This is a genomic window from Streptomyces sp. XY006 (assembly GCF_002237655.1).
GTDB lineage: Bacteria > Actinomycetota > Actinomycetes > Streptomycetales > Streptomycetaceae > Streptomyces > Streptomyces levis.
In genome coordinates, this window is record NZ_NOKT01000007.1 from 144624 (window position 1) to 156442 (window position 11819).

Below are 11819 nucleotides of genomic sequence, written 5' to 3' on the forward strand. Positions count from 1 at the left end.
CTACGCGGCGCGGCCGGCTTGGGCGGCGCGGGTGCCGCGCCAGACGCCGACGGCGGAGCGCTCGCCCGTCGGCCGGCGGGAGCGGTCGAAGCTCACGTGTTCGATCACGCCGTCGCGGACGAGGGAGAGGACGAGGTTTCCCCAGTCGGCACGCGGGTTCGGCGGCTCGGGCAGGTCGTGCTGCTTGGCGATCTCGTAGCTCGTGAACAGGCGGCCGGTGCGCGCCGCGGTGACGAACGCGGGCCGTACCTGGTCGACCCACGTGTGGTAGTCCGGGGCGGTCGCGGGTTGGGTGCCGTCGAGGGTGGGTTGTATCGCGGGCATCGGGTCCTCCAGGGGGCCCCGCACCGGGGGTGCGGGGCTCGCCGTGTGGTCGGTCAGCTGTAGTCGTGCAGGACGAGCCAGGACGGCTCGGGATGAACCTCGTGGCCGAGCCGGACGGCCGTGTCGTGGAGGACGGTGTTCCAGACCGGAAGCTCGTACCGGCGGTAGTCGTCGGCGGTGACCTGGGCGAAGCCAGCGGGCTCGACCTCCTCGCAGATGGCGAGGAGGAAGAGCCGCTCGGAGTCGCCGAGGAAGAGGCGTTGGATGCGGCCGAGGCGCTCGCCGTCGGGCTGGTTGGCGAGGACGTTGTCCAGCCGCTCGAAGTCGGTCGTGGCGGGGACCTCGAAGCCGTAGCCGCGGTAGACGGAGTGGTGGAGTCCCATGTCGTGTCTTCCTGGTGGTTAGTGGCCGATGGGGGCGCTGCACGCCCGGCAGAAACCAGCACCGGGCGGCAGCGGCGTAGAGCAGCGGGGGCAGGTCACGTCTCGTCGTCCTGCACGTAGGGCGCGGTCGTCTCGGGACGGATCGCTCGCCACAGGTGCAGGCCCGTCGGGCGGCCGTCGAGCATGAGGAACATGCAGGCGCGCACGGCCTGGCCGTCGATGCGCTGGACGGCACGGGCGAACTCGCCTCGGTCTCTGGCGAGGTGGGCGATGGCCGCGTACTCCTCGGTAACGCGCTCGGCGAGTACGGCCGCCTGCTCCTCCATCCGGGCCGCGACGGACTTGACCCACTGGTCGAACTCGTCGGGTACGGCGTCGAGGAGCGCGGCGAGCGGGTCATGGCCGCTGCTCTGGAGCGCGGTGATCTCGTCGGCGGGGCAGCCGAGGGCCTTCGCCACGACCTTCGGCGGCTGGTCGGCGTACTTCTGCATGCCGAGCATCCGCCAGATGTCCCGTTCGGTGATGCCGGTCAGGACCTTGTGGAGGCGGACGTACTCCGACAGCTTCGCCTTGGCGCGGAGACCGGACGCGTAGCGGATGACGTAGCCCTCAGTGGAGATGCCGGACGTCGGGGTGCCGTCGGGGCGGGAGTTGGACTCGGTGAGCTTCACCAGTTCGGGCAGCGGCAGGGCGGGCCAGGTGCGGACGACCGTGCCGAGGTTTTGCCAGTCCTGCGCGGCGTAGGAGAGGCGGACTTCGCGACCGTCGGCGTCGAACGCGGCGAGGAGAACGAGGTCGTGGCGGCCACCGTAGTCGACGACGATCCGGTTCTCCGGGTAGACGATCTCCGCGAGGTAGGTGACTCCAGGCGTCAGCAGGAACGTGTCTCCCTCGTCGAGCCAGCCCTGCGCCCACCGGGCCTGCTCGCTCGTGAACGATCCCTTGGAGGCGACGTGCCATCCGTCGGCGTAGTGGAAGACGATGCCGAGGCTGCCGTCGACCTTGTCGTACACCTCGAACGGCTCGTCGGGCAGCGGCGGGGCGTAGTCGTTGCCGTGGCCGTGCTCGCCGACGTTGAAGAACTTCGGGAACGGCCACGCCACGATCTCGCCGGTCGTGTCGTCGACGATCAGGCCCCGGCAGCGGAGCGTGGCAGTGGTCCAGGCGCGGGAGTACTGCGCGGTCCGCGTGTACGTGTAGATCGACAGCGGCAGGTGCGGGTGCTGCTTGCGGGTGACGAGCCTGGCATCGAGAGCTGTGGCCAGTTCGTCTGCCGGGATGAGCTCGTGGAGCGCGGTCATGGCGCGTCCTTTCGTGTGGCCCGTGGTGCGGGCTGGAGTCCGGGTGGTGGTTCGGGTAGGCCCCGCGCCTTCCACGGGCTGTGCGCGCTGCACCGGGGCCCGCAGGGGTAGGGGCGGACAGGCCCGTCATGCGCACCGGGGATGTCGCAGACGGGCCCATCAGCCGGGGTCATGCCGCGGTCTTCTGCTGCTTCGCGGCGACGCGCTGCTTGCGCTCGGCGTTGTCCTCCAGATGCAGCGGATGCACGCACTCGACGACCGGGCACGTGCGCCGCACGATCCCCTCCGGGTCGTGCCCGCGGTCCAGGGCGAACGAGGTGCGCTTCGGGGCGTAGGAGTGGCCGCGCCACGAGAACGTCAGCGACCCGTTCCAGCCGAGGTGCCCGTCCGGCATCGGATAGGTGTGCTCCTCCCACACGTCCCGCAGGCTGCGCCGGGCCGTGGCCGGATAGAGCACCTGCTGCATCGCCGCGGTGACGGCCTGCTCGCTGCGATGCCGGTCCCGCACGATCTTGGCGACGGCGCGTCGCTCAGCCGGCTTCAGGCCACCGCGGATCCCGTGCTCGTTGTCACCGGTGAGCAGCGCGTGCTGCAGGCAGGCCATCGCCACGGGGCACGACGCGCAGATGGCCTTGGCGTGGGCGATGCCGTGCTCGTTGTTGTCGGGGAACATCTCGTCCGGCTTCACGCTGTCGGCGCGGCACGCGGCCTGCGTCCGCCAGTCCGGCTTGCGCTTCGACTCCGGGACGGCTCCGGTGTAGTTGCTCATGCTGCTTCCGCTCTGAAGATCGCGTCGTACAGGGAGTTGGTGCGCTGGCGGATGGCCCGGTCTTCGAGGTGCTCCGGCCGCACGCACGGGCCGTAGCCGCAGCCCGGAGCAGCCGGGCCCACCGGAGGACGGCCGTGCAATCGCTCGAACGCGGCACGGCGAACGCTGATCGTGCGGCCGGCGTCCGTCACGGCAGGCGAGTCGCCCCGGAAGCGGCCGGTCCAGCGCACGTGGCCGCCGTCGACCGGCTCGGTGTGCATCGCCCACTGCTCGGCGAAGGTCAGCGCCACGGGGACGACGGCCGGCACCTGCTCCTCGGCGCGGATCTTGGAGACCCGTTTCGGGTTGGTGCGCAGACGGTTCCCGATCTGCTTGTCGGACAGGCCTTCCTTGAGGAGCGCGACGATCTCCTCGCGGGTGCCGTTCGGCTTCCGGCCGATGGCGCCCCGGTGGTGGGCGGGGCGCGCGGTGACGGCGGAGTCTCCGATGTGGCCCGGGGCGACGCAGCCCTCGTGCTCGCAGGTGACGAACGCGTAGCCCTTGGGTTCGTGGCCGTGCCGGATCTGAAACGCGAGCCTGTAGGCGCTGTAGTTGTCGCGTTTCCAGTGGAGGGTGGGGGTGCCCTTGCCGTTGCGGTGGCCGGTCCATTCGAGGTGGTCGCCGTCGACGGGTTTCACGCGCTGCCAGAACAGGTCTTCCGGGGAGCCGGCGCCCTTGATGCCGCCGCGGGCCTTGGGCAGGCCCAGTTCGGCGCGGGCGCGGGTGACGGAGCCGAGGGTGACGCCGGCCTGGCGGGCGATGGTGCGGTCGCCGTACCCGGCGCGAAGCAGCTCGGCGACGTCAGCGCGGACGGTCATTGGGTCACCTCCGCTCGGTCGGGCCACGTGACCTTGGTGAGCCGGTCGCGCTGGGCCTGCGGCAGGGTGAACTCCGCGTGCCCGTACCAGTCGAGGGCGGCGGCGCGGAGCCACCAGGCGTCGCACTGGTTGCCGTCCGGGAACTCCCGGCCCGCGCGCTTGAGAGCGGCGATGGCCATGGCGGTCTTGTCGGCGTTGCCCTTGCCGGTGGCGTAGGCCTTGAGCGTGGCCGGGGTGATGAGGACGTACGGAACGTCTGCCTCCAGCAGCACGGTGCGGACTGCGCCGTGGACCATGCCGGTGATGCCGGCGGCCTTGGCGTGGGTGGGGAGGTCTTCGATGACCGCGAGGTCGATGGCGTCGGCGTGTCCGGCGACGGCGGTCTTGATGGCGACGAGTCGCCAGTCGCCCTTCCACGGCCCCTTGAAGGTGCCGGTGGCGCCGTCCGGCAGGGCGTAGCCGGTGGCAGTGATGGACAGGTCGAGCGCGAGGACTCGGGGCGCGGTCATGCGGTGGCTCCCGGGGTGACGAGGTGGCCCTCAGCGCAGCGGAGGGCGGCGCCGTGGACGGTGGCCGCGGTCTCCACCCCACACGACCGGCAGTGCACGAACGCCTGCTGAACGAGAGCCGCATACGGACGCTGGGAACGGTGCCGCCCGTGGCCGCGCCACAGGTGGCGCAGGGTGAGCCTCACGCCGGGCTCCCCTCGGCCTGGCGGAGCAGCAGGGCCTGCGCCTCGTTCACGCGCTGCACGTCGAACAGCTGGTCCTCCAGCGCGCCCGCCGCCTTGTTCCGGCGGTGCAGTTCCGCCACGAGCCGCGACTCCGCCACGGTGTAGACCCGCTTCGCAGGCAGCACGTCCGGAGACGGCTGGCGGGCGGCGATCTCGTCTGTCAGGTCCACACCGGCAGAGCCGAGCTGGCGGCGCAGGTCCGACGCCTCCTCGCCCCGGCCCGTCGCCTCCAGACCCACGATCAGGTTGGCGACGAGGCCGCGCAGCGCGGTTGCCTCGGCGTGCAGGCGGGTGATCGTGTCCGCGGTCGCGGTGTCGGTGCTGCGGCCGGTCAGTTCGTAGGCGGCGATCTTCCGCTCCGACTCCCTGTACTTGGCCTTCAGGGCGGCGTGCGCGGTCTTCAGGGCTTCGTGGGTGGCACGGGAAACGGGCATCACAGGGACTCCGATCGCTGGTGCGGGATGAGCGGCCAGTCGCCGCGGACGAACCGGGCGCGGTCTTCCTTGCCGGGCGTGTTGCGGAAGTAGTCGGCGAGGGACTCCGCCTGCTGCCGCGCCCACTCCGTCTGCTGCTTGTGCAGGTCGTCGAGCGACGCGCCGCCGATCGCGGCGTGCGTGGAAGCGATCCGCCACGCCACCCGGCACGCTGCGACCGCGTCCGCCGCGGCGTCGTGCGCGGCGTCGAGCGGCACCTGGTAGTGGCGGCACAGGTCCGTCAGCGTCCGCTTCCCGCGCCGGTACGGGTCGACGTGCTTGTCGAGGACGAACGGGTCCACCACCCGCAGGTCGTCGCCGACGGTCTCGGTGAGGGGCTGCACGCCATGCCGGCGGGCCTCCCGGTCGAGCATCGTGAGGTCGTAGGCGGCGTTCATCGCGACGACCGGGATCCCCGACAGGACCACCGCCGTGAGGGCGGTGACGACCTGCTCGACGACCTCCCCGGCCGGGCGGCCCTCGGCGCGGGCCCGCTCGGTGGTGATGCCGTGCACCGCCGCCGCACCCTCCGGGATCTCCACCCCGGGGTCAGCCATCCACGTGGCGGAGGCGACCGGCTGGTTGCCGCCGCACTGCACGACGCACGCGGTGACGATGCGGTCCTTCTCCGGGCTGACGCCCGTGCTCTCGATGTCGAAGCCGGCGAGGCGGCCGAGATACCAGGGCGCCTGCTGGTCGGTGTGCTGGTTCATGTGTTCTCCTGAGCCAGGCGGCCCCGCACTGCCCGCGGGGCCGCCGTTCGTGTGCGGGCTACGCGGGGGGCTGGGCCACGGCGGGCCAGGACGGGGGCGCCGGGTCCTCGACGACCTCGACCTCGTAGGCGCCGTCCTCGTCGGGCTCCGCCTCCTTCCGGGCCTGCTCGGCCTCGGCGTCCTTCTCCGCGGCGAGCTTCATGAGCTGCTTGGACAGCTCGTCCTCACCCTTCGGGTGGACGTGGCCCGCCTGCCGGGCCTGCATCCACACGTCGCGCACGTCGTCCGACGTAAGCGCAGCCGCCGCTTCGGCGAGGTAGTCCGGCCGCGGTGCCTCGATCGCAGCGCGCTGCTGGCGCGCCGCCCCCGGGTCGAGCGCGGTCGCCGCGTTCATCGGCCCAGCCAGCGCCTGCCGCGGCGTGACACCACGCAGCTCGACCACCACGACCGGGAACTTCTTCGTCTGGCCGTCCGCCACCCGCTGCCGCGGTTCGATCCGCAGCGTCACCGGCACGAACCCGCGGCCGTCGGTCCCCGCGAGGACCATGTCGACCATGCCGCCCCACTCCTGCGCCGCGTAGAAGGAGTGCGTCTCGGCCCGCCACATGCCCATCCCAGACAGGTCCGGCAGCATGACGTTCAGGCGGGACGTGGTCGAGCACACGCGGCCCTTCGGCTGCAGGTGCCAGTCCTCACCGAACTGCCGGGCGCACAGGCAGGCCTGGCGGGACAGCAGCTCGGTCTCACCGTCGCAGCGGCGCTGGCACCCGCCCTTGGACCACATCTCGTTGTACTGGTTCAGCGGGTCGCCGGGGGTGATGAGCGCCTCGATCGACGACGCCTTCGTGATGACCCGCCACTGCGAGATCGTCGAGTTCAGCGGCGACCACTGCTCGGGCTCACCACCCCACAGCTTCGCGGCGGTGCGGACGTGCTCCTCTGAGTGGGAGGTGACCACCCATGTCGACGAGCGCATCGGCCGGTTGCCCTGCGTGTAGCCGGTGCGGAGCCGCCCGTGCTCGGCCGCGCGGGCTTGGATGTTGCGGAGCCGGGACCCCATGTCAGGCTGCCTTTCGAGTCGTGCGTCGCTTCGGCGCGGGCTCGTGCCCGGGAGCGAACAGGGCGGGATAGGTGTGCGGCGCGGCGTGCAGCCAGCGGGTGGTCTCCAGCGCGCCGCGGAACGCGCGGTGCGCGACCCGGTCGGCGGGCATCGGCACCAGGGCGTGGCTGCCGGCACGGAGGTTGAGTACGCCCGTCCGCTCGATGGCGGGCATGGGCTGCTCGGTGTCGTCCGGGAGCAGCACGGACTCGCAGTAGCGGAGCGCGGCGAGCTGGAGCGTGTTCTCCGGGTACACGGACTTGGCGGGGCGGGTGGCGGACGACTTGTAGTCGATGAGCCACAGCTCCAGCCGGCCGCCGGGCCCAGTGGGCAGCCAGATCATCAGGTCCGCGGTGCCGGCGTAGCCCAACCTGCGGTGCAGGCAGGTGATCTCGGTGGCTTCGACGTGCTCGTTGAGGTCGACGCCCCACGAGGCGAGCCAGATGTCGAGCTGTCCGACGTAAGGGGTGACGATCGGGTCGTCGGCGACCGGGGCGCCGAGGACCCGGGCTTCTGCGGCGTCATGGACGCGGTCGCCGAGGTCCGCGGCCTGCTCGCGGACATCGCGGTGGACGGCCTTCAGTTCCTTGGTGAGCGCGGCCCGGTCGTCGGCGACTCGGTCGGTGATGACGTTCCACCGGTCGAGGGCGTATTCGAGGGTGACCTTCACTCCCCACGGCACCAGGGCCATGGACTTGTTGACGGCGGTGTCGATGACGTTGGTGACGGAGACGAGGTCGGGTCCGCCGGCAGGGTCGGTGTAGTAGCGGCCCTGCGCGGTGTCCCGGGCGTGCTTGGGGTTCGTCACGCGATGCCGTCCTTGATCTCGTTGACGTGCACCAGGTGGCCGAGCCCGCCGACCTTGCCGTAGACGACCTCGTTGTCCGGCGGCAGCGAGGCCACGGCGGACCGCATCGCGTACATGAGGGAGGCGGGGTGGCCCTGCATGGTCATCCATGACTGGCCGAAGACGCGGTCGTTCCAGTCCTCGACGGTGAACTCGTGCTCGGAGGGCAGATGGCCGTTGAGGGCGGCCGTCACGGTGACGGTGCGCCCGGCGAGCGGGTGCGGGGCGGGGTGGTTCACGGCTGGTCCTTCGGGTCACAGGCGGACGGGTAGGGGAATGCGGGCACGGTGGCGTCGGGGTCGGCGTCGTAGAGGAGGTGCCGGTACTCGGCGGCTTCTCCCGGTGCGGCGTGGCCGGTGGGCCAGTCCGGGTGCGCGACCAGCCACTGAGCCCGACCGAGACGCTCAGCCAGCCGCTCACTCGCGAGCTGTGCCCGCTGCCGGACGACCAGGTCGTGCATGTCGGACTGGAGCCGGGTGAGCGGCACGTCCAGGTCGGAGATCGGGCGCGTCATGACGCCACCGCCTTGCTCGGCGCCGACGAGCGGACCGTCCGACCCACCGTGTACGCGTGACGCAGCCACAGCACCGACTCCAGGTCCCAGCCGTAGAGATCCGGGCCCGACTTCGGCAGGCGCGTCGCCCACTGCCCCCGGTCGGTCAGGTACACGCCGTCCCACCCGGCGGCGGCCAGCGCCTCCCAGTTCGGGTAGAGGCGGCCCCGGCCGACCCACTGGCTGTCGCTCTGCGGGAACTCCTCGACGATCGAGACCAGGTGCGCCTGGTCATCGATGAGGAGCAGCCGCGCGTCACGCACCGGGGTGACCTCGGTGAGCATGAGGCCGGTGGTGTCCGACTCCATCTCGGAGCGGCACCACTCCAGCCATGCGCTGTCCGCCGGGGCGCCGTCATCGGTGCGCGCGGTGACCGGGGACGTCCACAGCCCGGTGCCGCCCTTCGGCTTCACCCAGCCCGTGCCGATGCCCTGGACGGGGCGGAAGCGGGCCGGGTCGGCGGTCAGCGCCACGTCATGGTCGGCCGTGTGGGCGTAGACCTGCTGCGGCAGGGACACGGCGGCGATGGTCGCGAGGCTCATGCGGTCCTCCGCTCGGGGTTGAAGCGGGACAGGACCGTGTCGACGCGGGTCAGTTCGGCGTGCAGGCGGTGCGTGTCCTGGATGGACACCTCGACCTGCGGCGAGTCCATCCCCGCCACGTCCTCGACCTGCTCCAGCGCCGCGTCCAGCTCGCCCTCACGGCGCGGGCCCTGCATCACGGCGGCCAGCTCGTCGAGCGCGGCGATCACGTCGTCGCGGGACTGCGGCTCACCCCAGTGCTGCACCAGCTGCACCAGCGTGTCGGTACGGATCTGATCGACGCGGAGAACGGAACGAAGGTGGTCGGCGCTGAGCTCGAAGGAGAGTTGCGGCTTCGTGGAAGTGATCATCGGGAGCTCCCGGAGTGCTTGCGGTGACGGCCCGGAGGCCGAGAAGAGGAAGGAGGGAGGTGGCCGGTCCGCGCCCAGTGCGGGACACGCGGCGTCGGCGGGCGGCGGCGAGACAGCCGCGACCTACGGTCAGAGGCGACCATCCACACCCACTGGGCGATCCAGAACGCGAGGATCAGCAGGCCCAGGTAGATGACGGCGTGGATCGTGCACCACCCGACCAGCACATGCGTCACGGCGCGGCGTCCGGTTGGGGCTGGTCCCGGCCGAGCCGGTAGTCGTGGTGCAGCGGCGAGTCGTGAGGTTCCTCGATGCCGAGACGCTGGTTGTGCGCCTTCTCGGCGCGCTCCACCGTCAGGGCGTCCAGCAGGGCCCGGCCGCGCAACGGCGGCACGTCCTCACGCAGGGCCTGGGTCGGCGCGATCCGCCGCGTGATCCCATCCGCCTCGGCGCCAACGCCCAGCGCATCAGCGATCAGGCACGTGTCGATCAGATCCGTGCCCTTGTCGCGAGCCTCCGAGACGATCCGCTCGGCAGCCGCCCACTGAGCTTCGCGCTGCTCCAACTCGGCGACCCGGGCCTCAGCAGCCTCCGCGCGCTTCCGCCAGCGGGCCTTGCCGTCCTTGTGGTGCTCAACCTCACGCCGCAGCTCGGGCAGCGTCGTGCGGTGCAGGAAGTCGAGCTCCTCTACCTTCGTCCGCAGCTCGACCTGCTCGGCGGCCGTCTCCGGCGACTGCAACAAGCACGCCGCCTCCAGATCAGCCGCCAACCCCGTAGCCGTCCGCTTCCCCGCCACCTGCGAACCGTGAATCACCCCGGCCGCCGCGTTGACCCGCCGCGGGTTCACCGCTTCACCGCCGCGCGGATCCAGTGCATGACCAGCTCACCGGCCGGGACCGGCACCGACACCAGCACTCGCGTGCTCGTCCCGTCCTCACACAGCTCCGTCGATGCGTGCAGTGTCCACAACTCCACGCCCTCGAACTCCGGGCTCACGTGGATCTCGCCGCCCAACTCCCGCAGCCACTCGCCGAGGTCGTCCACGTCGGCGACCATCACGTGCACGTGGTCCGGGCGCGGAATCCGCACCGGAGCAGGAAGCCCCGTGCTGTCGATCAGGCAGTCCACGGTGAAGGCGTTGCGGTTCTGCGCCAGCGCCCGAGACTTCTCGGCGTCCGGCAGCGGAGCCTTGATGAGCGTCATCACGTGGACGCTCGGGCCGGGAAGGGCCGTAGGATTCGTCATCGATCCACTCCTGTTCTTGGTGCAGTGGGTCTGGGGTCGTCACCGGGTCGCGTCCGGGGCGGCCCCGAGGTCTGTCAGGGGTCAGGTGGTGGCCAGCGCCGGCTTCCGTGCCGCCGGGCGGCGCCGCTGGCGCGGGATGCTGCGGCCGGTACGCGGGTCGCCGGCGGAGCGAACAGCGTGGATCGCGGCCCGCTGCTCGCGGTCGGTCACGATCCGGCCGCGCTCCCCGTTCCGGCCACACAGCTCCGGCCGGGCGCGCAGCAGCTCACGCAGCCACTTCAGGCCGCACTTCAGGACGTAGGCCGTCTCCTGGACGGTCATGTACTCCTGGTTCGGGTCGGCCGGCGGCTGCGGCCGGTGGTACTGGCTCTTGTCCCTGGGCACGGGTCATTCCCTTTCGTGTGGTGGGGGTGGGTCCTCGGTGGGGCGAGGAGGCGTGCGCCGGATGCGTGAGTCGGGCACTTGCAGGGCCTCACGGAGACGGCGGTACGTCTTGGGTCGCATGTCCTTGCGGGATCCCGTTTCGAGGTGGCTGACGTAGCGGGGGCTGATTCCCGCTTGTCTGGCCAGCTCCTCTTGGGTGAGCCCCGCTTGCATGCGCTCCTCGCGGATCGCGTCCCCGTCGACCTCGAAGGTCGTCGGTTGGTGCATGGGTAGAAGCTAACCCAAGTTGACCCTGGTTGTCTACCCTCAGATGACCCTTGTTGGTTCTCGGGGGCCAGCTTGAGGCGCCCGAGCTGACTGATGATGGTTGCCAGATCATGAAAACCGGTCGTTTACCTAGCCGGAACTGGTTGGAACTGGCTAGCCCTGTCAAACTGTCGACATGGCTACTCGGGATCTCGGCCGCCTCGCGAAGACCGTGAAGGCGCACCGCCTGCAGCAGTACCCGTCGCGCGACGCCGCGGCGGAAGCCGCAGGCATCACCAGGAACACCTGGAAGAGGGTCGAGGAGGGCCAAGAGGTCCGGGAGTCGACCTACGGCAAGGTCGACAAGGCACTCGGGTGGGCCATCGGCAGCTGCCTCGCCATCGCCGAAGGCGGCGAGCCTGCACTCGGCGCCGAGGGCGGCGACCCGACGGCCGCGGCGCCGGCGCCACCGCTCAATGCAGACGCCTTGCGGCGCGCGGCCTTCGAGGCAGCGCGGGCAACTCTTCCGTCTGCTCCGATCGGTGACATCGACGCCTTCAGTGATGAGCTTGTGGAGGTTCTGCGAAGGGCCGGTCAGGTCGCCGACACCTCGTGAACTGGGGAGCTTTGCGGTACAACCTTTTCGCCGTAACAGGATCGTGACGTTCCGAGGTCGGACAAGTCTCAACAACCCCCTCCCGCTCGCGCGTTCGGCATGTCACGCTATGCATCCACCCGGGGAGGTTTCTCTACATCAGGGGGACCGGTGAGTAATGTCATCAGCCTGGACCTGGGGCCGGGTGTCCTTGCATACCCGACCCAAGTAGCTGGCGAGATGGTGTGTGTCCTGTCCCCACGGGCCGCCGATGACCGCGCGATTCAGGCGCGCGTAAGGCAGTTCATGAAGGCGCAGGGCCGAGACTGCAGAAGCTGCGGCGGCTGCCCCGTAGGGCAGGCATCGTAAGAAGCAGTCACAGAGGAGGCGTCGGCGGCAGGGGTG

At 70.9% G+C, this 11819-nt stretch carries 19 protein-coding genes; 1 reads left to right on the plus strand and 18 read right to left on the minus strand.

What is annotated here, in order from left to right:
- From CHR28_RS10465 to CHR28_RS10555, 18 genes are all read right to left on the minus strand, one after another.
- The gene (locus CHR28_RS10465) at window positions 1–324 is read right to left on the minus strand and encodes a hypothetical protein (protein WP_094053266.1); all 324 of its coding nucleotides are present in this window, start codon (window positions 322–324) and stop codon (window positions 1–3) included.
- Between the two features lie 53 nt (window positions 325–377).
- On the minus strand, window positions 378–707 hold the full coding sequence (locus CHR28_RS10470; protein ID WP_094053267.1) for a hypothetical protein: 330 nt from the start codon (window positions 705–707) through the stop codon (window positions 378–380).
- Between the two features lie 95 nt (window positions 708–802).
- Complete coding sequence (locus CHR28_RS10475) at window positions 803–2008, minus strand: T4 RnlA family RNA ligase (protein WP_094053268.1); 1206 nt, start codon at window positions 2006–2008, stop codon at window positions 803–805.
- Between the two features lie 169 nt (window positions 2009–2177).
- Window positions 2178–2777: a WhiB family transcriptional regulator gene (locus CHR28_RS10480; protein WP_094053269.1), complete on the minus strand. Its 600-nt coding sequence runs from the start codon at window positions 2775–2777 to the stop codon at window positions 2178–2180.
- Entirely contained in the window at window positions 2774–3634 is an 861-nt protein-coding gene (locus tag CHR28_RS10485) for a hypothetical protein (protein ID WP_094053270.1), read from the minus strand. Before CHR28_RS10485 ends, CHR28_RS10480 begins: the two co-directional genes overlap by 4 nt.
- A complete protein-coding gene (locus CHR28_RS10490) occupies window positions 3631–4143 on the minus strand; it encodes a hypothetical protein (RefSeq protein WP_094053271.1) in 513 nt (170 codons plus the stop codon). The genes CHR28_RS10485 and CHR28_RS10490 overlap by 4 nt, the downstream gene beginning before the upstream one ends.
- A 181-nt stretch (window positions 4144–4324) precedes the next feature.
- Window positions 4325–4801 carry a hypothetical protein gene (locus CHR28_RS10500; RefSeq protein ID WP_094053273.1) on the minus strand — a complete coding sequence of 159 codons (477 nt, stop codon included), beginning with the start codon at window positions 4799–4801 and terminating at the stop codon, window positions 4325–4327.
- Window positions 4801–5553, minus strand: coding sequence for an exonuclease domain-containing protein (locus CHR28_RS10505; protein WP_094053274.1), 753 nt, complete (start codon window positions 5551–5553; stop codon window positions 4801–4803). Before CHR28_RS10505 ends, CHR28_RS10500 begins: the two co-directional genes overlap by 1 nt.
- A 58-nt stretch (window positions 5554–5611) precedes the next feature.
- On the minus strand, window positions 5612–6613 hold the full coding sequence (locus tag CHR28_RS10510) for a recombination directionality factor (RefSeq protein ID WP_094053275.1): 1002 nt from the start codon (window positions 6611–6613) through the stop codon (window positions 5612–5614).
- Between the two features lies 1 nt (window position 6614).
- Window positions 6615–7460, minus strand: a complete 846-nt coding sequence (locus tag CHR28_RS10515; protein ID WP_094053276.1) for a hypothetical protein — start codon at window positions 7458–7460, stop codon at window positions 6615–6617.
- Window positions 7457–7738: a hypothetical protein gene (locus tag CHR28_RS10520; protein ID WP_094053277.1), complete on the minus strand. Its 282-nt coding sequence runs from the start codon at window positions 7736–7738 to the stop codon at window positions 7457–7459. Before CHR28_RS10520 ends, CHR28_RS10515 begins: the two co-directional genes overlap by 4 nt.
- The gene (locus tag CHR28_RS37725; RefSeq protein ID WP_094053278.1) at window positions 7735–8013 is read right to left on the minus strand and encodes a hypothetical protein; all 279 of its coding nucleotides are present in this window, start codon (window positions 8011–8013) and stop codon (window positions 7735–7737) included. The genes CHR28_RS10520 and CHR28_RS37725 overlap by 4 nt, the downstream gene beginning before the upstream one ends.
- Complete coding sequence (locus CHR28_RS10530) at window positions 8010–8594, minus strand: hypothetical protein (RefSeq protein WP_094053279.1); 585 nt, start codon at window positions 8592–8594, stop codon at window positions 8010–8012. The genes CHR28_RS37725 and CHR28_RS10530 overlap by 4 nt, the downstream gene beginning before the upstream one ends.
- A complete protein-coding gene (locus CHR28_RS37730; protein ID WP_094053280.1) occupies window positions 8591–8944 on the minus strand; it encodes a hypothetical protein in 354 nt (117 codons plus the stop codon). The genes CHR28_RS10530 and CHR28_RS37730 overlap by 4 nt, the downstream gene beginning before the upstream one ends.
- A gap of 232 nt (window positions 8945–9176) precedes the next feature.
- Window positions 9177–9791, minus strand: coding sequence for a hypothetical protein (locus tag CHR28_RS10540; protein WP_094053281.1), 615 nt, complete (start codon window positions 9789–9791; stop codon window positions 9177–9179).
- Entirely contained in the window at window positions 9788–10189 is a 402-nt protein-coding gene (locus CHR28_RS10545; protein WP_143655819.1) for a hypothetical protein, read from the minus strand. The genes CHR28_RS10540 and CHR28_RS10545 overlap by 4 nt, the downstream gene beginning before the upstream one ends.
- Before the next feature lie 81 nt (window positions 10190–10270).
- Window positions 10271–10573: a hypothetical protein gene (locus CHR28_RS10550; protein ID WP_094053283.1), complete on the minus strand. Its 303-nt coding sequence runs from the start codon at window positions 10571–10573 to the stop codon at window positions 10271–10273.
- 3 nt (window positions 10574–10576) lie between these two features.
- Window positions 10577–10840, minus strand: a complete 264-nt coding sequence (locus tag CHR28_RS10555; RefSeq protein ID WP_094053284.1) for a helix-turn-helix domain-containing protein — start codon at window positions 10838–10840, stop codon at window positions 10577–10579.
- A 175-nt stretch (window positions 10841–11015) separates the two neighbouring features.
- On the opposite strand from CHR28_RS10555, the gene CHR28_RS10560 reads away from it, so the two are divergent.
- Entirely contained in the window at window positions 11016–11435 is a 420-nt protein-coding gene (locus tag CHR28_RS10560) for a hypothetical protein (RefSeq protein ID WP_094053285.1), read from the plus strand.
- Window positions 11436–11819 lie beyond the last annotated feature (384 nt).